Source organism: Agarivorans sp. MS3-6 (genome assembly GCF_054112545.1).
In genome coordinates this window covers 817,928-840,200 of record NZ_CM134202.1, presented here as the reverse complement: position 1 = coordinate 840,200, position 22,273 = coordinate 817,928, and the positions used below count along the sequence as shown (strand labels likewise).

Here is a 22,273-nt window from a genome sequence, read left to right as displayed (position 1 = left end):
TCCTTACCCATAGACTGTAATAATAGCTTTGGTTTTTTATGGTAATGAATATTAATGCTTTACATAGATTTCGAAAAACATTGTTGTCCAACGCCCTTATTAGAAAGTAAGCTGTGGTTAAAACAGGCTAAATCGGGTGAACAGCTGCAACTACTATTAGGTGATGCTGGCTCGCGCAGTGATATTCCTAAGTATTTTCAGCGCCTAGGTCATCGGGTCGTTATCAATCAAGAATTAGGTGGCTTTCTCGTCACTATTACCGTTCGTTCGCTTAAGGAATAAAGCAGCAATTATGTTTAAAGTGATCTCTCGTTGGTATCAACGGATGTTTTCCGACCCAGAAGCCGTAGCTATGGCTTTGGTGTTGGTGATAGGGTTTGTTTCATTGTACTTTCTCGGCGATTTATTAGCGCCATTACTTATTGCTTTAGTACTTGCATATTTACTTGATTGGCCAGTAAGTTTTTTAGCAAGCCATGGCTTTAAACGAGGCTTGGCTAGTGCTGTAGTACTATTGGTATTTTTTCTTATCGCGACGTTTACGGTACTTAGAGTATTGCCTACGGTATGGGGGCAGGGAATGAATTTAATTGCTGAATACCCCGTTATGCTAAACAGTAGTCAGCAATGGTTGGAGCAACTGCCTCAGCAGTACCCCGAGTTTATTGATGGCGCATTAGTTGAAAGTGTCGTTGATAACGTTAGAACTCGCTTAATGGGAGTTGGCGAGCAAATGTTGCAGTCTTCCTTCGCATCTATCGTCAATTTAGCGACGGTCATGGTGTATAGCGTATTAGTGCCATTAATGGTGTTCTTTATGCTTAGCGACAAAACATTGCTGATCAATAGCGTGACGCGATTTTTGCCCAATGACCGACGTTTACTGACTCAGGTTTGGTCGGAAATGAATGGTCAGGTGATAAATTATATTCGAGGTAAGGCGATAGAAATATTGGTTGTCGGTGGAACCAGCTATATCGTATTTGCGGTAATGGATTTACGTTATTCTGCATTGCTTGGAGTACTCGTTGGGCTGTCGGTACTGATACCTTTTATTGGGGCTTTTGCTGTGACTATACCTGTAGCCATGGTTGGCCTATTTCAATGGGGCTTAAGCCCTCAATTTGGTTATTTAATCTTAGCTTATGGCATCATTCAGATGATCGACGGCAATGTATTAGTTCCAGTGCTATTTTCTGAAGCAGTTAACCTTCACCCCTTAGCTATTATTGTCGCGGTATTAGTGTTTGGTGGCTTATGGGGGTTTTGGGGAGTGTTTTTCGCTATTCCTTTAGCTACTTTAGTAAAAGCGGTTATGAACGCCTGGCCGCATGGTGAAAAGGCTGAAGAAGAGCTTCCTCAGCCTTAAAGGCGTTGAGTATTAACCCGCTAAATAGTCGAGCACCACTTGGTGGTGCTCTTTCGTTTTAAATTTGTCGAACACGTGCTCAATGACACCTTGTTCGTTAATTAAAAAACTGATGCGGTGAATACCGTCGTACTCTTTACCCATGAATTTTTTCAGTCCCCAAACACCAAATTGTTCGGCCACTTGGTGGTCTTCGTCCGATAATAAGTCGAAATTCAATTGGTGCTTCTCAATAAACTTGGGTAAGCGTTTTACTGGATCTGGACTTACACCAAACACGACAACATTGGCGTCAGCCAATTGTTGAATACTGTCACGCAAGCCACAAGCTTGTGTGGTACAACCTGGTGTCAAAGCCTTAGGGTAAAAATAAAACAGTACTTTTTTACCCGCATAGTCACTTAGTTTTATCCGTTTTTCATCTTGATTGGGTAAATCAAATTGCGGCGCGGCGCTACCTGCAGTAAGCGTCTTCATTATTATTCCTTATTACTCAATTAGATAAGAATTGTAGACCGAAATCTTCGCTTCCTAGTTCATTACACAATTCAGCAAATTGCTGTTCAATATCGATTGTTTGATGTTCTGGACTGAGTTTTACTTCAAATTCGGCGTGTAGCATTTCAACACTGTCTTTGCTAAATAAGTTAGACTTCAGGCTCACCATATTCATTTTGTTGTCACTAATAAACTGGGTTATTTTACTAATAACACCTGCTGTATCCGGCAACGATAATTGCAAAACGGCGGAGTGTGAATAATCGATCAATTCGTGGCGAGAAGTTTTCTTTAATACGGTGAGTAGTTGAAGTTCTTGCGCGCTTGCTGGTAGACGGTTTTCAATCTGAATGATTGCATTGTGCGAGCCTGACACAAGCATGATCAGTGTGAACTCTGAGCCAAACAAGGCCATTCTACTATCAACAATATTACAACCACAGCTAGCAACTAGTTGAGTAAGTTCATTCACAATGCCGGTGCGATTGGTGCCAAGTGCAGTAACTACTAAGTGTTGACTCATATAATATTTTTATTACATCGCTGATAGAGAACTTCAGGATACTTGCTTAAAGAAGTGATTTCTAGCAGAGATAAGTGACAGTAATAGGAAAAGCTGAGTTTGTATCAAGCCCTGATGGTTTTCACCTTGTGTTTATTAAAGTGGCTGAGTAGTATAACGGCCTTACTCTGGACAGCTTTCGCAGGTCGAAGCTGAGTGCCAGTTCAACAGTTTTGTTTGTAAATGTAGTGAGATATGCAACCAGTTTCTTTTCCAACCATTAAGCTCGCATTCTTGAGTGTTCTTGTGACAACTCTTATGGCCTGCTCAGATAGCGCAGTTAAACACCGTCAAGCAGAGCGCGACTTCGATTACCTTGACGTTGCTCAAGTTGAACCTTTAGTTATCCCTGAGGGGGTTAAGCCACCGAATACCAGTAACGAATTCAATATACCCAGCCCTCAGCCAGACGGCGAGCCTTTGTTAGGCGGTGCTGTTGATGTTCGCTCACCGGTACAGATTATTCCGTTAATTGCTGGAAGTAGAACCGAAAAAACAGATAAAGGATTGGTCTTTTGGTTTGACATATTACAATCAGAAACTGCTGAAGAAACCAGTGAAACTATAATGCAACTGGTGACTGATTATATTACTTATCGTAATTCATCGGTTGTTGAGCGTAATGATGAGCAAGCTAAAATAGCGTCGAATTGGTTGGTTGATGAAGAAGTCATCGAGGGTAGTTGGTTTACGCGTGATAAAACACTGGAACAGCGACAAAAGTTTACTTACCAAATCGACGTTAAACCACATGGCCGTACAGCGGGCTTAACGGTGGATTTTGTCGATGCAGAAATGTATCGAGACGGCAGCGATTTGCCATTGCAACTGGATGAGTTTGATAAAGAGCGTTTGGCAATTGTAGAGCTAAACCGTTTGATTGGTTATGTTAGTGAGCGTCGAGAGGCTTTAGAGGCTGAGTTAGTTGCAAAACGCGAGAGCGAACGTTTAGCCGTTATGAGTGAAGCGGAAAAAGAACAACTCTTTGATGAAACGGTAAGTTTGGTCTTGGTAGAAGACGGTGGAGCTTCATACTATAGAGCGCGTGCTAACATGGAAAAAACCATGAAACGCTTGCGTTTGGTTTTACCTATTGCTGGGTTTACTATCACTGACTACATCGAAAACTCTGGTAGTTTATTCTTAAGCTACGATCGACCTCCAGAAGACGTTTTAGAAAGTTATGGCTTAGCGAGCATGGAGTTCGAAGAAAAAGACTATTTGTTTACGGTCGGGTCAAATGGCAATGTAACCCAAATTACCCTAGCTGATGCAGAAGGGGTGATACTGAAGCCTAGTGAAGTGAAGGGCCTATATCCATATTTGGCTATTTTGATGAAGATGGGCTTAGATACTAGCGATAGTTTGTCGCGCTAGTATCATCAACCTGAACCAACATTGATAAGGTCCCAAACGGGGCCTTTTTTGTTGCTATGAAAAATGTAATAAGCTAGCTGCTTAACTCTTTAACTCCTTGTTCCATGATAATAAAATCACTCTACCGATGTAAGTAAAGCTATACTATGTTGATGAGCAAAAAATGTTCGTTGAATTTTTTTGGTAGGTAAATTTATATACCTAAATAGAAGCCTGTATTTGGGGTTTAGATCCTTATGGCTTAAAGGTGTCACTGAGATAATCAGGAGATAATCATGAAAGCAATGTTAGCTGTTAGCCTATTACTGGCATTGAGTGCTTGTAGTCATAATCAAGAAATGAATACAGATAACACGATGCAAGAGCGTCCAAAGGAAAGTGTCGAAGCGAGTAACTCTAGTGCTGATAGTATCGGTGCTAACGAGGCTAGTAGTAATACTACAACAAGTGCTGTAGCCAGTAACTCTAGTGCTGACAGCATCGGCGGGAATACAGCCACCAGTGATGTGCGAATAGCGAATATAGAGCCAGAAGTTGAAGCGATGTTTGAGCAGCTAATTAAGCAAGCTGTTGCTGAAGGGAATGACCAAAAGGCGCTAAGGTTTGTTCTGGATGCCGAGCAAGCTGGCTCTGTTAAAGCCAGGGACACCTATTTGGAAGCCACAAATAAGTAGCCCTTAGCACTCTAGCGGCTGGCTTAGATTGACTCCACTGTTTTTATTATTGCTATTGAACAAGGAGGAACTTATCGTTGCTCTTTTTTCAATAGCTATCAACTCGCGTACAGCTCAAAGGCTAATATCATGAGTAAACTAACATGTTGTGGGCTTATTACCCCTACAAGTGCTGGATTAAGCGATAAGCTTTTGAAGGCTCAAGTTAGATATAAAGCTAAGTAAAGCGACGGCGAGTAATAGCTGGGCTGGTGGTGGCGTTTTTCTAAATTGCGGAACTAACCATAGCAAGCAGGCGCTAACCAGCAACGTGGTCATAATCACAAATTGTTTAATTGACTCAACGTTGTCTACTAACTGCTGATTCAGCAGCAAGTAAATACACACTGTCATCATGCTAAGCATAGCGCTAATTAGACCGAGTAAGGGTAACAGCTTATCGAAACTACTTAGTCGGTGCTTAGCTTTCACTATTAGCCAGTGGCTAATGGCAGCACCGCTGGTGAGGAGGCTAAATAGTATTACACCATTGAGGCTGGTTAGCGTCGCGGCAACCACCAGTAGAGGTGCGCCCATTCCCCACCAAGTCATCAGGGGCAGGCTCCGTTTGTGTTTAAGCTTATTCAGTCGATAGCTTAACCCCCAGCCAATCAATGCGCTGGCAAACACCAACACTACTAACCAACTGTCTTGCTGGCTTTCAAAGCCGCTTAATCCGGCTAAGGTAATAAAACTCACTAAGGTACTTATTTGGCGTTGAATTCTGCCTTTCTGGCCGGGGCATAGTTCGCCTTTATGCAGAATTAACATGATGAGTAAAAACGCGATAGATGAGCTGCCGACCAGGCTAACGAATAAAATTGAGTACAAACTTGGCATTAACTCTCCGGTAAACAAATGTTGGTAACATACTGGTTGAATAGTTGATCAATGTGTTTTTCGATAGTGGCAAAGCCTGCAACATTGGCGGCTTTTAAGTGGGAAAGTACTGCTTGCGGCTCAAGCTGGCTAATTAACATTGAGCTGGTCTGCCAATGGCTTAAATGCCAAGGCTCGAACTCCACCCCTCCCTGAAAATGGTGGTAGGGGTAGAAAAAACCATGCTGAGGAGCGTGTTGCTCTAACCATAAAGCAAAGGGGTGTTGGCACCCATTAGCAGCATACTCTTGGGGGATAAGTTCAAGTGATTGATCCGGCTTGAGTAAGCTTGGGTCGTACAAATCAAAGTCGCACCCCCAGTGGTGGCGACTTGCTCCGGGTAGTGCCGACCAGCGTAAAATAGCATGCATTTTTTGCTGCTTACTAAGCGTAGAGGTATCAATTTGCTTACTATCAGCATCGAGTACCGGACGAAGCCCATTCCATTTATTGTTCCAAATAGTCAGTTGTCGCTGAAAGTCTCGGTATCCGCTAAAAATGGATAATTGGAAACCGGCCTGTTTAGCAGCAGCGCGCAAGTTTTCTAAATCAGCCAGCACCTCTCTATGCACCCAACCGAGATTGGGAACATTGAGCAGTAAGTCTTTACTTAGCCCGTACAGGGCTAATTGATTAACTGGCATGCCGATTACTGTCCAAGTACGTTCACCAATAGTTCGTAGTACATATCGGTCAGCTGTTCTAGATCGGCTACCTTCACGCACTCGTTTACTTTATGGATAGTGGCATTAATAGGCCCTAATTCAACTACTTGGGTACCCATTTTGGCAATGAATCGACCATCTGAAGTACCGCCTGTAGTGAGTAACTCAGGGGCTGTTTTAGCCACTTTGGTCACTGCAGCGCTAACCGCACTAAGAAAGTCGCCTTCTTCAGTTAAAAAAGGTTGGCCGTTGTAGGTCCAGTCCAATTGATAATCTAAGCCATGGCTATCAAAGATGTTATGTACTCGTTTAACAATGTCTTGATCGCTAAGTTCGGTTGAGTAGCGGAAATTAAACTGAACATCTAGCTCACCAGGTATTACATTAGAGGCACCCGTTCCAGAGTGTATATTCGCTATCTGAAAACTAGTGGGAGGGAAAAACTGATTGCCATTATCCCAATGCATTGCTGCTAGCTCGGCTAAGGCAGGAGCGGCGTCATGAATCGGGTTTTTCGCGAGATGCGGGTAGGCGACATGACCTTGCATACCCTTCACGACGAGATCGCCAGTGAGTGACCCTCTGCGACCATTTTTAACTACATCGCCAACGCGGTGGGTAGAAGAGGGTTCTCCTACTAAACACATATCAATAATTTCATTTCGGGCCATTAAAGTATCAACCACACGAGTGGTACCGTTAATAAACGGCCCCTCCTCGTCAGAGGTGATCAGAAATGCGATAGAGCCTTTATGGTTTGGATGATCAGCGACAAAGCGTTCAGTAGCGACCACCATAGCAGCTAAAGAACCTTTCATATCTGCAGCGCCACGACCATGCAATACGCCATCGATAACGGTTGGCTCAAAAGGGGGAGTGTGCCATTTTTCTGCAGGACCAGGCGGCACTGACATCGGTATGTCCAGCAAAACAAAACAGTGGGCTGGTTTTACCTTTGCGGGCCCACATATTAGTGGTGTCTTCAAATACCATTTCTTCGATATTGAAACCCGCAGGGCTCAAGCGTTCGGCCATTAGTTTTTGACAATCGTAATCTTCAGGCGTCACTGATGGTCGGCTTATGAGATCTTTGGCTAGATGTAACACTGGGCTATCAGACATGTGTTTTATGCTTCCGGAAAAAAGAGTTGTTGGTAGAGCTCGGCTTTGAAACCCAGAGTGTAGTGTTGTTCAACTTGCAGCAGGGGTCGCTTAATCATCGCTGGATATTGGGCTAATAGCTCAATCGCAGCGTCCTGGTTAAGGTTTTCTTTCTGCTCATCACTAAGCTGACGATAAGTTGTGCCACGCTTGTTAAGCACTGCTTCCCAACCTAGCTGTTCACACCAACGGACAATTTGCTGTTGAGTGACACCATCTTTACGATAGTCATGGAAGTTAAATTCGATGTTGTGTTCGCTCAACCAACGGCGGGCTTTTTTTATTGTGTCGCAGTTGGGGATGCCGAACATGACGATATTGGTATCAGGCATGTAAATTCCCTTTAATATTTTGGCATTAGAATACCAGAGCTCAGCGAAAAGCTCATCGGTCAATTGAGTCTCGTGCGGTAATTAGTTGTAGTTAGCTGAAAAAAGACAAAAAAAACCACGCTATAAAGCGTGGTTTAGTTTATTTCTGTTGTGCTTACTTGATGATAGTAAGTACCGGCGTTTCACCAATGGTCACAGAGCCAGATTTCTTAATTAACTCTTTAATCTCATCCATATTAGAGATCACAACCGGTGTTAGAGTTGATTTAGCTTTTTCTTCAAGAACCGCTAGATCAAACTCAATAACAACATCGCCTTGTTTCACTTCTTGCCCTTCAGCGGCGATGCGAGTGAAACCTTCACCTTTAAGTTCAACAGTATCGATACCAAAGTGGACGAATAGCTCGATACCATCAGTAGACTCTAATGAAAATGCATGATTAGTTTCGAAAATTTTACCAATAGTACCGTCACATGGAGCTACCATTTTGTTGCCGCTAGGTTTAATCGCGATGCCATCACCAACAATTTTTTCAGCAAAGACTACATCTGGCACTTCTTCAATAGGAACGATTTCACCAGACAGTGGAGCAATAATATCAATACCGCTTTTACTTGAACTATCGTCAGAAACCATTTTTTTGAATTTGTCGAATAGACCCATTATCGAGCTCCTAAATTCTTATGTATTGTGTAGTTGAAGCTATCTTAGCAGACGGCATTTTGTTTAACAAAGTTATCAACTAATGTTTCTATTTCACTCGCAGTAGGCAGTGATAAAGCCTCATCAGCTAGTTTCTTCACATCAGCATAATTTGAATTGCGGATCAGTTTTTTGATCCTAGGTATAGAAATGGCACTCATTGAAAATTCATCAAGACCCATACCCATTAATAATAGCGTTGCGGTTTCGTCACCGGCTAATTCTCCACACATCCCTGTCCACTTGCCCGCGGCATGTGAAGCGTCGATAACCTGTTTTATTAAGGTTAGTACCGCTGGAGACATTGGGTTGTACAGTGCTGAAATCAGTTCATTACCTCGGTCGACCGCTAAAGTATACTGAGTTAAGTCATTGGTTCCAATACTAAAGAAATCAACTTCTTTAATTAGGTGATGAGCAATAGCTGCCGCTGCTGGCGTCTCTACCATTACACCTACTTCAACTTCGTCATCGTAAGCGATGCCTTGTTGCTTAAGTTCTGCTTTTAGTGTGTCTAATACGCCGTTAAGTGTACGGATTTCCTCAACAGAAATAATCATAGGGAACATAATGCGCACTTTACCAAAGGCCGAAGCTCGAAGTAGTGCACGAAGTTGGGCATTCATAATTTCTTCACGATCAAAGAAAATACGAATTGCGCGCCAACCTAAGAATGGGTTCATTTCTTTGGGTAAGTCTAAGTAAGGAAGATCTTTGTCACCACCGATATCCATAGTACGGATAATCACCGGATGGCCTTGCATAGACTCTACTACAGCTTTGTAAGCTTCAAATTGTTCTTCTTCAGTCGGCAGTGAATCACGGTCCATAAATAAGAATTCAGTACGATATAAGCCCACACCTTCAGAACCGTTGCGGTGAGCACCATCGACGTCTTTGATGGTACCAATATTGGCACATACTTCCACTTGGTGGCCATCTAAAGAAATAGCGGGTAAATCTTTTAGTTTGGCTAACTCGGCTTTTTCATCTAAATAAGCTTGCTGGCGCTGTTTGTAGGTATTGAGTTGCTCTTCGCTTGGGTTAATAACCACTTCGTTGTTGATTGCGTCTAGCGCAATGATGTCACCGTTTTTAACGCGCTTAGTGATATCGTTAGTACCCACAATCGCAGGCAACTCAAGAGAGCGAGCCATGATAGAAGTATGCGATGTTCGGCCACCGATATCGGTAACAAAACCTAATACTTTATCTAGATTAATTTGAGCGGTTTCAGAAGGCGTTAGATCGTTAGCCACCAATACAACTTCTTCGGTAATGGTGCTCAAAGAAATAATGTCTATGCCAAGGATGTTTTTGACTAAGCGAGAACCGATATCGCGAAAATCAGTCGCACGCTCTTTTAAATAGGGATCATCTAACTCAGCTAGCATTTGAGCATTTTGCTCAATAATAGTATGAGCCGCATTATCCGCTGAGACTAAGTTTTCTTTGATGCAGGCTAGAATTTCTTCTTCAAGCTCTTCATCTTCTAACAGCATGATATGGCCTTCGAAGATAGCTTCTTTTTCTTCGCCGAAGGTTTTGCCTGCCATTACTTTAATTTCTTCGAGTTGAGCTGAAGTCGCACTACGGCCATCGAAAAATTGTTGAATTTCGCTGTCTACTTTACTCGCATCAATCTTAGTTTGGTTTATTACTACTTCTTGCTCCGCAAGCAATAGCGCCTTACCAAATGAAATTCCTGGGGAAGCTGGAATACCTGAAATCATAACCTACACCTATTTAGTTGAAACTCGTTTATGGGTAAAAAAAGACTTATTCGAGTTCATCCATTAGAGCGACAAGTTTTTCTACTGCAGCTGTTTCGTCATCGCCTTCAGCGCGAATAACCACACTGGTCCCTTTAGTCAGGCCAAGAGTTTGAAGTTTGAATAAGCTTTTAGCGCTAGCTGATTTGCCATTGCTTTCAACAGTGATATCACTAGCGAATGCTTTAGCTTCTTTAACAAACTGAGCTGCAGGGCGAGTATGAAGACCATTTTCTGCAGTAATTACAACACTTTTCTCAAACATGCGTACATTCCTTATTTTTTAATTTAGCCGTCTAATGCTTGATATAAGCTTAGACGTTTATTAGTAAAAGGTTTTCACCTGAAAAATAACGTAAAAAATAAAGTTAAAAATTAATCTGCGTCAACTTTTTAACCTTAATTGTACAAAGTTACCTAATATTACAAAGCTGTTTTCAGCTTAAGTTAATGAATAATATGAATTAAACTTAATTTATCGCTGTGAACAATGTATCTGTTTTGATACTTTTGGTTACATTCAGATACATTGAAAACGGTAACATTTAACGCGATGGAGTATAGTTTTTGCAAAAAAATAGCACAAGTCTATAATGTTATTTTTCGGTGAAAATAAAGTGTTGATCGCAAAAAAAAGCGACCCGCTTAGGTCGCTCTAATGATTCGGTTTACTTATTTCATTTACTGAACGTTTTCTTGCTCAGTGAAAATATTGGCAAACAAGGCGCTTGATAAGTAACGCTCAGCAGAACTTGGCAGAATAACCACAATGGTTTTGTCTGCGTATTCAGGCTTCTCTGCAATACGGTTAGCCGCTACAACTGCCGCTCCAGAAGAAATACCAGCTAAGATACCTTCTTCTTCCATGAGACGTTGTGCCATTGAAATAGCGTCTTCATTAGTGACTTGTTCAACTACGTCAACCATCTCTAAATCAAGGTTGCCAGGAATGAAGCCTGCACCGATACCTTGAATTTTATGTGGGCCTGGTGTTAGGTCTTCACCCGCTTTTGCTTGGGCGATAACCGGAGAATCTACCGGCTCTACAGCAACGGAAGTAATGTTTTTACCTTGTTCAAGCTTAATGTAACGGCTAACACCAGTAAGTGTACCGCCTGTACCTACACCTGCTACAAACACATCAACCTCACCATCGGTATCCTCCCAGATTTCAGGACCGGTAGTTTTTTCATGGATTTCTGGATTAGCAGGGTTATCAAATTGACCGAGTAATACATATTTCTCTGGGTTGCTATCACGAATTTCTTCGGCTTTACCTATTGCGCCTTTCATACCTTTAGCGCCTTCGGTTAATACTAGGTTAGCTCCAAGCGCTTTAAGCAGCTTACGACGCTCTAGGCTCATGGTGTTAGGCATGGTTAGCGTAATCGGATAACCGCGCGATGCGGCGACAAATGCTAATGCGATACCGGTGTTACCACTGGTTGGTTCAATGATTTCTTTACCAGGGCCAAGCAAGCCTTTTTTCTCAGCATCCCATACTAGGTTTGCGCCAATGCGACACTTAACGCTGAAGCTTGGGTTGCGGCTTTCTACTTTTGCCAGTACGTTGCCTTTGCTAACGCGATTAAGGCGAACTAGGGGGGTGCGGCCAATAGTTAGTGAATTATCTTCATATATCTTGCTCATTGAAACTTCCTTTTTAGGTTTTTACGGTTGCTACAATCTAAGGCTGTTCGCGCCTTGCAACATAAATAGTCGTACTAGCATAACGCGCTTATTCATAAGGTGAAGTAACGTTTGTTTATAAGGTATGTAATTAAGAGATAAATTGAATCTATTGTAACTACTATTTAGAGGTCGTTTACGAAGATTTGTTGAGTTGAACGGTCTATATTTACACTACAAGCGTTTATGCTCACAATGCTTCGAGCTGAATTACTGTTTATTAACAATCACCTAAGAGAGAAAAACTAAATGGATCAGGTCACCCGCTTGGCAAATAAACATTGGCTCGTCGCTATGTTGTTGTTTTCAATTTATGGCGTACAAGTGTGTCCTTTTTTGGAGTCTCAAACTATTTTTCAACTTTTATTCCCTATTGTTATTAGTTTTGTGGCCACTTTTGTTCTTAGAGCACTGTTTATGTACAAGATTAAGCGGCAAGCACTTAAGCAACAGGTGAGCGCCCAGTTTAGGCTTGATTTTATAATGTTCATTTTGGCTGGTGTGATGGTTGTTATCTATAATACGAGCTTTTTTGATCCTCCTTGGGAATCTAACCTGAAAGTGTTATTGGGGCTAACTGCCTTAGGTTTTTATGTGGCTTGTGACTTGGCGCTATCAAAAGAAAACACCATTGCTCATCAACTATCTGAGCGAGATGAGCATCTACCAATCGACGAGCAGGCTTTACCGGTCAGTAAAAAGTTCTCCTTGTTTGCCGCAATAAGTGCGCTGGTCTTAGCCTTAGTTATTTTTCTGGTGATTAATAAAGATTTGGATTGGTTAGTGACGGTAGGAAACGAGCGCTACTCTATGCAGCAAGCACAGCGTTTTATCGTGATCGAAATAGCCTTTGTAGTATTGGTAATTATGGCTTATGTAATGCGGGTTATAAGCAGTTATTCTAAAAATTTGAGTTTGTTATTAGCAAATGAAAATAAAACCTTAGCGTGTGTACAGCAAGGAGATCTGGACAGTCAGGTTACCGTAAGTAGCAATGATGAATTTGGTGTTATTGCTCAACGAACCAACGCCATGATAGCGAGCTTAAAGCGCAGTACCCGCTCTTTACATCAAACCCGCGATATTGCCATTCATAGTTTAGCTACTTTGGCCGAAACACGAGACAACGAAACGGGGGCCCATATCTTACGTACCCAATATTACGTTAAAGCTTTAGCTGAAGAGTTGCAATCTGAGGCGGGCTTTGCTGAACAACTCAGTGATCATACTATTGAGCTTATTTATAAATCTGCGCCGTTGCATGATATAGGTAAAGTCGGGGTACCCGATGCCATCTTGCTTAAGCCGGGTAAATTAGATGACGAACAATGGTTGGTTATGCGACAGCATCCTCAAATTGGAGCAGATGCATTAGCGGAGGCTGAACGGCAATTTGGTACTGAAGATGCTGCATTCTTACAATATGCCAAGGAAATTTCTTTGTCCCATCATGAAAAGTGGGATGGTAGTGGCTACCCTCACGGTGTTGCTGGAACAGATATACCTCTTAGCGCTCGCTTAATGGCATTAGCAGATGTGTATGATGCTCTTATTAGCAAGCGGGTCTATAAACCTGCCTTTTCTCACGACAAAGCCAAGCAAATCATTCTAGAGGGTAAGAGCAAGCATTTTGACCCTGCTGTGGTAGAGGCATTTTGCCGATGTGAGCAGCAATTTGTTGACATTGCTGCTCAATATCAAGATAAATCAGAGCCTGTGGTTTAATTAGTGTAAAGCACAACCGATACTCGGTAGCGCTCGCGTTTAGAACTGCGCTCCAGTGTATAAACCGAGTAATGGCTGGCATTTTGCGTGTTCGCCCACTCAAGGCCTTCTTTTTCGGCTAAATCTAGATCTAACCTATTCAGGAATGTTTTCTGGGCAACTTTGCTTAGGTTCATTTCTTGGGCTTCGGCATAGCTTACTTTTTGTAAGGCGCTGCTTTCTGCTGATGTAGAATAAAAGCTAAGACAGCTTAAACCTAGTATTAAGCTTGCTAATAACATGGGTTTTGCCTTCATGATGATTTCTCCTCAACCAGTTTATCTCGATAAATATCTACCCATATGGCAGTGGCGCCACACACTGCCACAGGCATAATGATAAGGTTTAACAGAGGTACGGTGCTACAGAATAAAACGATCGCACCGAAGCCGCTATTACGGACGCGGTCTTGCTTTAGTTGGTCACGCATAGTAGAGAAAGGGACCCGGTGGTTATCAAAAGGGTAATCAATATATTGAATGCTCATCATCCAGGCGGTAAACAGAAACCACAACACCGGCGCCACGGTTTGACCTATGGCTGGAATCAAGAATAATAGTAATATCCCTAATGCTTTAGGTAGCCAATACCATAGTTTTTGTAATTCACGAGAGAAGATTCTTGGTAGATCTTTGATTAAATCCACTAAAGACATATCGTCAATTTTTTTTCCACTTAAATGCAGCTCGACTTTTTCGGCCAGTAAGCCGTTAAAGGGAGCGGCAATCCAGTTACCAATAATGCTAAAGGTGAAACCGAATACCATTAAAATAGCGATAATTGCGCTGGGCCAAATCAGCCAGCTTAACCAATCTAACCAGCTGGGTAAGTAATCGACAATTTGTTGTACCCAACTACCAAGTTGTTGATACAAATAAATAAAAGCAGCACCAAATAACAAGATATTTGCTAGCAGTGGAATCATTACAAAAAGTCGCAGTCCAGGTTGAGTGATTAAACTAAAACCCTGCGCGATGTATGATATGCCGCTGCGAGAAGCTAGCGAACTCTGTGTCATTGTTGTGATCCCTCATTTGTTTATGGACTGCTATATTACAAAGCGTTGATAGCTCTGGTAAAGTCTTGCGTAACAATAGCAACAAATAAAGCAAAACCGTTTATGCGCTTGAAACAAATCCGCCTTGCCGGATTTAAGTCCTTCGTTGACCGAACCACTATTCCGTTCCCTACTGATATGACCGCCATTGTTGGGCCAAACGGGTGCGGTAAGTCAAACGTGATCGACGCGGTACGTTGGGTACTGGGAGAAAGCAATGCCCGTCATTTACGCGGTGGTGCAATGACCGATGTGATTTTCAACGGCTCAACGCAGCGTGCAGCAGTCTCCAAAGCCATGGTTGAGTTGATTTTTGATAATCAACAGGGGCGGGTTGGCGGAGAATTCGCGAGTTATAGTGAAATAGCTGTGCGCCGAGAATTGAGCCGTGATGGTCAAAATAACTATTTGTTAAACGGTGTAAAGTGCCGCAAACGTGATATTACAGATTTGTTCTTAGGAACAGGTTTAGGTCCGCGTAGTTATGCCATTATTGAACAGGGGATGATAAGTCGCCTAATTGAGTCTAAGCCGCAAGAGTTGCGAGTGTTTATTGAGGAGGCGGCGGGCGTCTCAAAATACAAGGAGCGCCGCCGTGAAACCGAACTACGGATTAAACATACTGACGAAAATATTTTGCGGTTACGCGATATTGAGTCTGAGTTAGAACAACAGGTCGGCAAACTCAAAACCCAAGCCCAAGCTGCCAAGCGTTATCGCCAATACCGCGCTCGTCATCGAGAGCTAAAAGCGTTGATTTGTTTGCAAGAGTTACGACAGCTAGATGAAAGTATCGAAGGGGCTAGCGAACATAATGCTCAGGCTGAGCAAAGCCAGCGGGCAGAAGAATACCTGATAACTCAAGCGGAGAATCGCCTCACCTTATTAAATAACCTATTGGTTGAACAGCAAGAAGCCCAACAGCAACTACAACAGCAAAGCTTTGAATTAAAAACAGAGTTAGCAAAGTTAGAGCAACAACAGGTTCATATCAAGCAGCAACAGAGTCAATCTGAACAAACACGAATTCATAATAGTAAACAGCAAACTGAGCTTAAAAAAAATTTACAGGCTTTAGTTTTACAATTGGCCAGCGAAAACGACTCTTTATTTGAGCAACAAGAACAATTGACGTTGCAACAACATAGCTTATTGGAGTTGGAGCCGAAGCTTGAGGATGCTGAGCAGCTCAGTGCTGAGAAACAGAAGCAGCAAGCTGATTACTTTAGGAAACATCAGCAGCTTAAGCATGCCGTTGAGCAAACAGAAGCGCAATTGCGCCATTGTCAGCAAATACAGCAAAGGCATCAACAGCAAATTAATCAATTGCAGCAAAAGCTTGCAGATCTCACGAATAATAGTGATGACGATAAGTCAATCCATGAGTTAATCGCTCAAATAGCGGTTGCTGAACCGACGTTAAATCAGCTACAGCAACAACTTGACGCTCTGCAAGATGATAAACAAACCAACCGCCAGCAGCTGCAAGCTTGTCATCACCAGCAGCAGCAACATAATTTACAGTACACTGCTGAACGTACTCGGTTAGAAGGGGTCGATAAGCTATTGGCGCAGGTAGATACCAAGGCAAGACGCCCACTCATTGATGTCATCGGTATTAAGTCTGGTTGGGAGTTGGCAGCCGATACGGTATTGGCTACTTGGCTTCAAGCGGAGTGGTGTGAAACCCTAGAACCTCATTTCGCCTTAGCGTTGTGTTCGCCAAAAGAACCTTTTAATCGCTCTTTAGCCCCACAACTTGCAGCCTTAAAAAGTTTGGCCGAGCAGCTTGAAAATGTAGATCTTAGTTACTTATGTGGTCAAGTATTGTTAGTTGAGTCACTGGAGCAGGCTTTGCTATTACGGGAGTATCTAAGTGCTGAGCAGTCACTGATTACAGCCAAAGGTGAATGGCTAGGTAAATATTGGCAACAACTTAGTCCGCCCAGTTACCAACTTTCACTCTTAAGTTTGCAGCAAGAGCGGTCAGAACTTAGTGATAATTTGGCCCAATTGGATTCTGCCAAGCAAGTATTTAGGCAGCAACAGGTTTTGTTCGAGCAGCAGCAAATTCAACTCAAGGAACAAATAACGGCGGTGAGTTGCGCATTGCAAGATTTACACGTGGAGGTTGGGGATTGGCGAAGTCGTTTGGCATTACTCGAGCAGCGGCAGCAGTTGACTCAACAGCAAGCTGAACAGCTTAAGCTGCAGCTAGAGGAATTGGGCCTAAATCTTGAACAAGACCAAGAGTCACAGCTAGTGCTAGAAGAGCAGTTAGCGGTTCAGCTGCATCAGTTAGAAAACCAGCAGCATCAGCAGCTAGGTTTGCCGCAACAGGTTGAACAAGCAATAGCAGCTGTAAAGCAACTTCGCGCGAGTATGCAACAACAGCAAACTGCCACTCATCAATTGCAGTTAGCGATTGGCCAACAGCAAGCTAACTATCAAGCTCTGCAACAGCAGCAGGTTTATCAGAAGCAAAAGTTAGATGACTTGGAACAACAGTTAAGTGTAGAGCCTGAGACCCATAATGAGCAGCTGGAACAGCTGGCTGAGCATATAGAACAATTGCTTGATCAAAGTCTGATATTAGAAGCACAGCAAGCTAAGGCCGCAATAGCGCACCAACAATCAGTGAGTGAACAGCAAACAAGGCAGCTGCAATTGAAAGAGGCTCAAATGCGCCTTAAGCAGATGGTAGAGCAAGGCACCGAGCAGCGGATTAAGCAACAAAACTTGTTAGCAAGGCGCACAATATTGCTTGAACAACTCGCTGAGCAGGGCGACAAGCTTAAACATCTTGAGCTGTCTTTACCTGAAGCCCGTTTAGAAGATGATTACCATAGCGAGCTTAGTCAAGTAGATGCACGGATAAAACGCTTAGGGGCGGTAAACCTAGCGGCTGAAGAGGAGTACGATCAGCAAAATGCCCGATATCAGGAGTTACACGCGCAACTTATTGACCTAGAAGCTGCTATTGAGGTACTTCGTGCGGCAATTGCTAAAATTGATCGACAAACTCGCTCAAAATTTAGTGAAACATTTGCTAAAGTAGATGCTGACTTGCAACAGCTATTCCCTAAGGTGTTTGGTGGCGGGAAAGCCTGGTTAGAATTGTCATCTGATGATTTGCTTGAAACGGGTGTAACCATAATGGCTCGGCCTCCAGGTAAAAAGAATGCTAGCATTAGCTTGTTGTCGGGGGGAGAGAAGGCTTTGACGGCCTTGGCTTTGGTTTTTGCTATATTTCGCTTAAATCCTGCGCCATTTTGTATGCTTGATGAAGTGGATGCTCCCTTAGATGAAGTAAATGTGGGACGTTTTGCTGATTTAGTGCATAGTATGTCGGATACGGTTCAGTTTATATTTATTAGTCACAATAAAGTGACTATGGAAAAGGCCTCGCAACTCGCTGGGGTTACAATGCAGGAGCCCGGCGTTTCGCGCTTAGTGGCAGTGGATATCGCAGAAGCGATAGCCATGGTGGAATAATAGCTTTAGAGAACAGTTAAATGCAGGAATTACGCATCGTACTTATCGTTGTAGGAATCATATTAATCATTGCTTTGCTCGCTCATGGTTTTTGGAGTAGTCGCAAACAACGTCCTGAAAAACTGGTTAACCCCAAGACAAATATTAGCAGCAAAGACTCATCCAAATCGCGTGATGAGCAAGGTTTTGATGATTTTGGCGTCGGCCAGGCTAGAGTAATCGGTGATCCCATCGATGACGCTATCACTGAATTTGATAATGCTGAGCCTCAACAAAAAGCAGTAACTGAGCCTGTGCCATCAGCTTCAAGTAATATTAATGTTGAAACTGTATCTAAGCAAACTGCGCAACGCCAAGAGCCTGAGTTTCATTTCTCTGCGGTTGATGAAGCGCCGGTAATGGCTGATAGCCAGGGCTTAAGTGGTTTGGAACCAGAACCAAGCTCTGAAGTAAGCCTATCTGAGCCTGAACCCGAATTTGCTTTTGATATGGACGAAGCCAAAGAGCAGCCGGCAGAGCAATCTATCGAAACTGTCGCTGAGCCCCTACCAGAGCCGCAAGCGCCTGATGATGTGTTCATTTTAAATGTGATGGCACAGACCGGGCGTTTTTTAAAGGGGGGAGCCTTGTTAGCCAGCCTTGAAAAGATTGGATTACGCCATGGCGAGATGGATATCTTCCACCGTCATCTAGATAATAGCGGAGCAGGGCCGGTGATCTTTAGCTTGGCCAATATGGTTAACCCCGGTACTTTTGATTTGAACACTATCGATCAGTTAGAAACTCGTGGCGTCAGTATTTTTATGACAGTGCCTTGTAAAGGTGAGCCCACTAAAAACTTTGCTTTAATGTATAACGCAGCGGTGACGCTAGCAAAAGACTTAGACGCGATTATGCTCGATGACCAGCGTAATCCTTTAACCAAGCAAACCGTTAATCATTATGAGCAACGTGTTCGCGAATACGAACGTAAACAATTGCTTGTAAACTAATTTCTTGTATTTGTTTTAAAGCCTTTCCAGATGTGAACTTTGGAAAGGCTTTTTTATTTGAAGGTCGCCCATGGACAAGCCAGCACAAAAAATAGAGCATTTAAGAGCTCAGCTTGAGCAATATAACTACCAATATTACGTACTCGACGAACCCACGGTTCCTGATGCAGAGTATGACCGTGTATTTCGCGAATTGGATGCGCTAGAGAAGCAACATCCTGATTTGCTGCGTAATGATTCACCCACTCAGCGAGTGAGTGGTAAAGCTTTATCGGCTTTTGAACAAGTTCAGCATGAAATGCCCATGCTGTCGTTAGACAATGTATTTAGTGAAGATGAGCTAAAAGCGTTTAACAAACGACTGCAAGATCGTTTAACAAGTGTAAATTCCGTTACTTACTGTGTCGAACCTAAGTTAGATGGCCTCGCTGTCAGTTTACTTTATGTAGACGGTATTTTGATACAGGCTGCTACTCGTGGGGATGGCGCAACGGGTGAGAATGTCACTGAAAATGTAAAAACGATTCGCTCTATTCCGTTGCGTTTAAGAGGCAGTGATTGGCCTGAAAGATTAGAAGTTCGTGGCGAAATTTTCATGCTTAAAGCGGGCTTTGAACGCTTAAATCGGCAAGCAAAAGAAAAGGGCGAAAAAGGCTTCGCTAACCCACGTAATGCTGCGGCAGGAAGCCTACGTCAATTGGACCCCACAGTAACCGCTACTCGCCCTTTAGCTTTTTATGCATACTCATTGGGGGTTGTGAGCCAAGAACTAAGTGATAGCCATTTTGGTAACTTACAGATTGTTAAGTCTTTTGGCTTACCTGTATGCCCTGAGATAAAAACGGTGGTTGGCAGTGATGCTTGTTTTGAGTATTTTCAAGCCATTGGTGATAAACGTAATGCCTTGAGTTATGAAATTGATGGGGTGGTGTACAAAGTTGATTCTTTAGCACTTCAACAGCAACTTGGTTTTGTAGCACGGGCACCGCGCTGGGCAACATCTCATAAATATCCTGCTCAAGAAGAAATCACGTTATTGCGTGATGTTGAGTTTCAAGTCGGTCGTACTGGAGCGATTACCCCAGTAGCGCGTTTAGCGCCAATATTTGTTGGTGGCGTTACAGTCAGTAATGCCACTTTGCATAACGCTGATGAAATTGAGCGTTTGGGTGTGCGCATTGGTGATAGCGTCATTGTGCGCCGTGCTGGTGACGTTATTCCGCAAGTTGCTGGAGTCATTTTGGCGCGCCGCCCTGATGACGCGACAGAAATACACTTCCCGACAAGCTGTCCTGTTTGCGATAGCCCCATTGAACGGATAGAAGGTGAAGCGGTGGCTCGTTGTGTTGCAGGCCTACGTTGTGGCGCACAGCGCAAAGAAGCCCTTAAGCATTTTGTGGCTCGCAAGGCTTTAGACATCGACGGGATTGGCGATAAGCTGGTTGAACAGTTGGTCGAAGAAAAGCTACTAGAAACGCCCCTGGATCTTTTTCATCTACACCAAAAACGCGACGTATTAATGCAATTGGATCGCATGGGAGAGAAGTCAGTGGACAAGCTGTTAGCGGGGATTGAGGCTGCTAAACAAACTAGCTTAGCGCGCTTCATATATTCCTTAGGTATTCGCGAAGTAGGAGAGGCTACCGCCAGTAATTTAGCCCAGTATTTTAAAGGCTTAGAGGCTATTGCTAAAGCAAGTGTCGAGCAGTTACAGGATGTACCCGATGTAGGTGAGATTGTGGCTAAGCATTTGCGCTTCTTCTTCACTCAAGAGCAAAATGCTAAATTAGTCGCTGATCTGGCCGAGCAGCTAAGCTGGCCTTCAATAGAAGAGCGAGCTACAGAAGATTTAGCCATGAATGGTAAAGTAATTGTATTAACCGGAACGCTAAGCCAATTGGGCCGCAGCGAAGCCAAACAAGCTCTGCAAACTCTAGGTGCAAAGGTTACCGGCAGCGTGTCTAAAAAAACAGATATCGTGATTGCTGGCGACGCTGCGGGCACTAAGTTGGTTAAGGCGCAAGAGTTGGGCATTGAGGTATGGAACGAACAGCAACTGGTTGATTTACTTAAACATTAATCTGCAGTTATCACCTAAAAAAGGCCCTTAGGGGCCTTTTGCTATTTATAGTGATTTATAACCCCCTAATCTGTAAGCAGCATATTCGACTATTCTTTAGCTAATCTACACTGAATTAGTGAAAAATATGAGCCAGTTCGATTCCTTACTCCCCCCACAAATGGCTGAAAAGGCCGCTGATGTTGGCGTAAGCAAAGCGACTAAAGATCCGCTTAAAGCTTTTATGTTAGCGCTAACTGCGGGCGCCCACATTGGTATTGCCTTTGTGTTTTACACTACGGTGACAACCGGTGCGGGAGATTTTCCATGGGGTTTTACTCGTCTGATTGGCGGTGTCGCTTTTAGCTTGGGGCTCATTTTTGTGATCATTACTGGTGGTGAGTTATTTACTAGTTCGGTACTGACTTTGGTGGCAAAAGCCAGTGGTAAAATTTCCTGGAAAAGCTTATGCGTAAATTGGTCTTTGGTGTATTTGGGTAACCTTGCCGGGGCGATTTTGTTGGTACTGTTAATGCTGCTGACTAAGCAATATACCTTTGCTGATGGCGAGGTAGGCATTAACACTATGCGTATTGCCCAGCATAAGCTACATCATGATTTTTCTCAGGCGGTTGCGTTAGGTATTATGTGTAACGTGCTGGTGTGTATAGCGGTATGGATGACGTTTAGTGCCCGCAGTTTAACCGATAAAGTGATGGTGATGATATTGCCGGTAGCGATGTTTGTCTCTGCGGGCTTTGAGCACTGCGTCGCCAATATGTTTCAAGTACCCATGGCGATTGGGATAAAAACCATAGCTGGACCAGAGTTTTGGCAAGCTACGGGGTTAAGTGCCGCAGACTTTGCCGATTTGACCTTCAGTAACTTCCTTTTAAACAACCTTATTCCGGTAACACTCGGCAACATTATTGGTGGGGGCGTATTTGTTGGTCTCGGTTATTGGCTTATTTATCTGCGCAGACCTTAAAAAAGCGTTAGCCAGTCTGTGCTTAATTTCGGTGCTGGGGTGCATCAAAATTAGGCATAACTCGCGCTGGCGAGTGTTAATGACAACATCATTTGGTTTGTTGCCGTAAAATGAGGCGCTATTTTGGCCGTTTGGTCAAGAAAAGCTTAAATAAAATATCAGACTGAGTGAAGCACCTGATTGTTAATACAGTTTGGT

The 22,273-nt window shown here is 43.2% G+C and carries 20 protein-coding genes and 1 pseudogene; 9 read left to right on the top strand and 12 right to left on the bottom strand.

Features of this window, described 5'->3' with window-relative positions; translation table 11 throughout:
* Nucleotides 1-54: 54 nt before the first annotated feature.
* Both ACVFI8_RS03955 and ACVFI8_RS03950 read left to right on the top strand, forming a co-directional pair.
* Complete coding sequence (locus tag ACVFI8_RS03955) at nt 55-282, top strand: sulfurtransferase TusA family protein (RefSeq protein ID WP_248714737.1); 228 nt, start codon at nt 55-57, stop codon at nt 280-282.
* A gap of 10 nt (nt 283-292) precedes the next feature.
* Entirely contained in the window at nt 293-1,369 is a 1,077-nt protein-coding gene (locus ACVFI8_RS03950) for an AI-2E family transporter (RefSeq protein ID WP_248714738.1), read from the top strand.
* 12 nt (nt 1,370-1,381) lie between these two features.
* Here the strand turns inward: ACVFI8_RS03950 and bcp are convergent, their stop codons facing one another.
* Both bcp and ACVFI8_RS03940 read right to left on the bottom strand, forming a co-directional pair.
* Nucleotides 1,382-1,846, bottom strand: coding sequence for a thioredoxin-dependent thiol peroxidase (gene bcp / locus ACVFI8_RS03945; RefSeq protein ID WP_248714739.1), 465 nt, complete (start codon nt 1,844-1,846; stop codon nt 1,382-1,384).
* Nucleotides 1,847-1,862: 16 nt separating this feature from the next.
* Entirely contained in the window at nt 1,863-2,390 is a 528-nt protein-coding gene (locus ACVFI8_RS03940) for a glycine cleavage system protein R (RefSeq protein ID WP_457873076.1), read from the bottom strand.
* 234 nt (nt 2,391-2,624) lie between these two features.
* On the opposite strand from ACVFI8_RS03940, the gene bamC reads away from it, so the two are divergent.
* Nucleotides 2,625-3,806 (top strand): outer membrane protein assembly factor BamC, encoded by a 1,182-nt coding sequence (bamC, locus tag ACVFI8_RS03935; RefSeq protein ID WP_457873075.1) that lies wholly within the window; start codon nt 2,625-2,627, stop codon nt 3,804-3,806.
* Nucleotides 3,807-4,081: 275 nt separating this feature from the next.
* Complete coding sequence (locus ACVFI8_RS03930; protein ID WP_248714742.1) at nt 4,082-4,480, top strand: hypothetical protein; 399 nt, start codon at nt 4,082-4,084, stop codon at nt 4,478-4,480.
* Nucleotides 4,481-4,657: 177 nt separating this feature from the next.
* Here ACVFI8_RS03930 and ACVFI8_RS03925 read toward each other — a convergent pair whose 3' ends face one another.
* From ACVFI8_RS03925 to cysK, 8 genes and pseudogenes are all read right to left on the bottom strand, one after another.
* A complete protein-coding gene (locus ACVFI8_RS03925; protein WP_457873074.1) occupies nt 4,658-5,359 on the bottom strand; it encodes a hypothetical protein in 702 nt (233 codons plus the stop codon).
* The gene (locus tag ACVFI8_RS03920) at nt 5,359-6,042 is read right to left on the bottom strand and encodes a M15 family metallopeptidase (protein ID WP_248714744.1); all 684 of its coding nucleotides are present in this window, start codon (nt 6,040-6,042) and stop codon (nt 5,359-5,361) included. Before ACVFI8_RS03920 ends, ACVFI8_RS03925 begins: the two co-directional genes overlap by 1 nt.
* 5 nt (nt 6,043-6,047) lie before the next feature.
* Nucleotides 6,048-7,194: pseudogene (gene dapE / locus ACVFI8_RS03915) on the bottom strand (succinyl-diaminopimelate desuccinylase).
* Nucleotides 7,191-7,556, bottom strand: coding sequence for an ArsC family reductase (locus ACVFI8_RS03910; protein WP_248714745.1), 366 nt, complete (start codon nt 7,554-7,556; stop codon nt 7,191-7,193). The pseudogene dapE and the gene ACVFI8_RS03910 overlap by 4 nt, the downstream one beginning before the upstream one ends.
* A gap of 154 nt (nt 7,557-7,710) precedes the next feature.
* Nucleotides 7,711-8,220: a PTS glucose transporter subunit IIA gene (gene crr / locus ACVFI8_RS03905; protein ID WP_248714746.1), complete on the bottom strand. Its 510-nt coding sequence runs from the start codon at nt 8,218-8,220 to the stop codon at nt 7,711-7,713.
* Nucleotides 8,221-8,264: 44 nt separating this feature from the next.
* The gene (ptsI, locus tag ACVFI8_RS03900) at nt 8,265-9,992 is read right to left on the bottom strand and encodes a phosphoenolpyruvate-protein phosphotransferase PtsI (RefSeq protein ID WP_457873073.1); all 1,728 of its coding nucleotides are present in this window, start codon (nt 9,990-9,992) and stop codon (nt 8,265-8,267) included.
* Nucleotides 9,993-10,038: 46 nt separating this feature from the next.
* Nucleotides 10,039-10,296 carry an HPr family phosphocarrier protein gene (locus ACVFI8_RS03895; protein ID WP_248714748.1) on the bottom strand — a complete coding sequence of 86 codons (258 nt, stop codon included), beginning with the start codon at nt 10,294-10,296 and terminating at the stop codon, nt 10,039-10,041.
* A 416-nt stretch (nt 10,297-10,712) separates the two neighbouring features.
* The gene (cysK, locus tag ACVFI8_RS03890) at nt 10,713-11,681 is read right to left on the bottom strand and encodes a cysteine synthase A (RefSeq protein ID WP_248714749.1); all 969 of its coding nucleotides are present in this window, start codon (nt 11,679-11,681) and stop codon (nt 10,713-10,715) included.
* A 288-nt stretch (nt 11,682-11,969) separates the two neighbouring features.
* Between cysK and ACVFI8_RS03885 the strand changes: the two genes are divergently transcribed.
* Nucleotides 11,970-13,445, top strand: a complete 1,476-nt coding sequence (locus tag ACVFI8_RS03885; protein WP_457873072.1) for an HD-GYP domain-containing protein — start codon at nt 11,970-11,972, stop codon at nt 13,443-13,445.
* On the opposite strand, the gene ACVFI8_RS03880 is transcribed toward ACVFI8_RS03885, so the two are convergent.
* Both ACVFI8_RS03880 and cysZ read right to left on the bottom strand, forming a co-directional pair.
* The gene (locus ACVFI8_RS03880) at nt 13,442-13,741 is read right to left on the bottom strand and encodes a hypothetical protein (protein WP_248714751.1); all 300 of its coding nucleotides are present in this window, start codon (nt 13,739-13,741) and stop codon (nt 13,442-13,444) included. The genes ACVFI8_RS03885 and ACVFI8_RS03880 overlap by 4 nt on opposite strands.
* Nucleotides 13,738-14,502 (bottom strand): sulfate transporter CysZ, encoded by a 765-nt coding sequence (gene cysZ, locus ACVFI8_RS03875; RefSeq protein ID WP_248714752.1) that lies wholly within the window; start codon nt 14,500-14,502, stop codon nt 13,738-13,740. Before cysZ ends, ACVFI8_RS03880 begins: the two co-directional genes overlap by 4 nt.
* Before the next feature lie 102 nt (nt 14,503-14,604).
* Here cysZ and smc point away from each other — a divergent pair, with 102 nt between their 5' ends.
* From smc to focA, 4 genes are all read left to right on the top strand, one after another.
* Nucleotides 14,605-18,036: a chromosome segregation protein SMC gene (gene smc / locus ACVFI8_RS03870; RefSeq protein WP_457873071.1), complete on the top strand. Its 3,432-nt coding sequence runs from the start codon at nt 14,605-14,607 to the stop codon at nt 18,034-18,036.
* Nucleotides 18,037-18,056: 20 nt separating this feature from the next.
* Nucleotides 18,057-19,028 (top strand): cell division protein ZipA, encoded by a 972-nt coding sequence (gene zipA, locus ACVFI8_RS03865; RefSeq protein ID WP_457873070.1) that lies wholly within the window; start codon nt 18,057-18,059, stop codon nt 19,026-19,028.
* 70 nt (nt 19,029-19,098) lie between these two features.
* On the top strand, nt 19,099-21,108 hold the full coding sequence (ligA, locus tag ACVFI8_RS03860) for an NAD-dependent DNA ligase LigA (RefSeq protein WP_457873069.1): 2,010 nt from the start codon (nt 19,099-19,101) through the stop codon (nt 21,106-21,108).
* Between the two features lie 127 nt (nt 21,109-21,235).
* Nucleotides 21,236-22,075, top strand: a complete 840-nt coding sequence (gene focA, locus ACVFI8_RS03855) for a formate transporter FocA (protein ID WP_248714756.1) — start codon at nt 21,236-21,238, stop codon at nt 22,073-22,075.
* The last annotated feature ends 198 nt before the right edge of the window (nt 22,076-22,273 follow it).

Coding starts and splice junctions, on each gene's coding strand:
- zipA (WP_457873070.1), top strand. CDS start 18,057: ATGCAGGAATTACGCATCGTACTTATCGTTGTAGGAATCATATTAATC.
- ACVFI8_RS03895 (WP_248714748.1), bottom strand. CDS start 10,296: ATGTTTGAGAAAAGTGTTGTAATTACTGCAGAAAATGGTCTTCATACT.
- ptsI (WP_457873073.1), bottom strand. CDS start 9,992: ATGATTTCAGGTATTCCAGCTTCCCCAGGAATTTCATTTGGTAAGGCG.
- ACVFI8_RS03940 (WP_457873076.1), bottom strand. CDS start 2,390: ATGAGTCAACACTTAGTAGTTACTGCACTTGGCACCAATCGCACCGGC.
- ligA (WP_457873069.1), top strand. CDS start 19,099: ATGGACAAGCCAGCACAAAAAATAGAGCATTTAAGAGCTCAGCTTGAG.
- ACVFI8_RS03920 (WP_248714744.1), bottom strand. CDS start 6,042: ATGCCAGTTAATCAATTAGCCCTGTACGGGCTAAGTAAAGACTTACTG.
- smc (WP_457873071.1), top strand. CDS start 14,605: ATGCGCTTGAAACAAATCCGCCTTGCCGGATTTAAGTCCTTCGTTGAC.
- ACVFI8_RS03955 (WP_248714737.1), top strand. CDS start 55: ATGCTTTACATAGATTTCGAAAAACATTGTTGTCCAACGCCCTTATTA.
- crr (WP_248714746.1), bottom strand. CDS start 8,220: ATGGGTCTATTCGACAAATTCAAAAAAATGGTTTCTGACGATAGTTCA.
- cysK (WP_248714749.1), bottom strand. CDS start 11,681: ATGAGCAAGATATATGAAGATAATTCACTAACTATTGGCCGCACCCCC.
- focA (WP_248714756.1), top strand. CDS start 21,236: ATGAGCCAGTTCGATTCCTTACTCCCCCCACAAATGGCTGAAAAGGCC.
- ACVFI8_RS03930 (WP_248714742.1), top strand. CDS start 4,082: ATGAAAGCAATGTTAGCTGTTAGCCTATTACTGGCATTGAGTGCTTGT.
- ACVFI8_RS03910 (WP_248714745.1), bottom strand. CDS start 7,556: ATGCCTGATACCAATATCGTCATGTTCGGCATCCCCAACTGCGACACA.
- cysZ (WP_248714752.1), bottom strand. CDS start 14,502: ATGACACAGAGTTCGCTAGCTTCTCGCAGCGGCATATCATACATCGCG.
- bamC (WP_457873075.1), top strand. CDS start 2,625: ATGCAACCAGTTTCTTTTCCAACCATTAAGCTCGCATTCTTGAGTGTT.
- ACVFI8_RS03950 (WP_248714738.1), top strand. CDS start 293: ATGTTTAAAGTGATCTCTCGTTGGTATCAACGGATGTTTTCCGACCCA.
- ACVFI8_RS03880 (WP_248714751.1), bottom strand. CDS start 13,741: ATGAAGGCAAAACCCATGTTATTAGCAAGCTTAATACTAGGTTTAAGC.
- bcp (WP_248714739.1), bottom strand. CDS start 1,846: ATGAAGACGCTTACTGCAGGTAGCGCCGCGCCGCAATTTGATTTACCC.
- ACVFI8_RS03925 (WP_457873074.1), bottom strand. CDS start 5,359: ATGCCAAGTTTGTACTCAATTTTATTCGTTAGCCTGGTCGGCAGCTCA.
- ACVFI8_RS03885 (WP_457873072.1), top strand. CDS start 11,970: ATGGATCAGGTCACCCGCTTGGCAAATAAACATTGGCTCGTCGCTATG.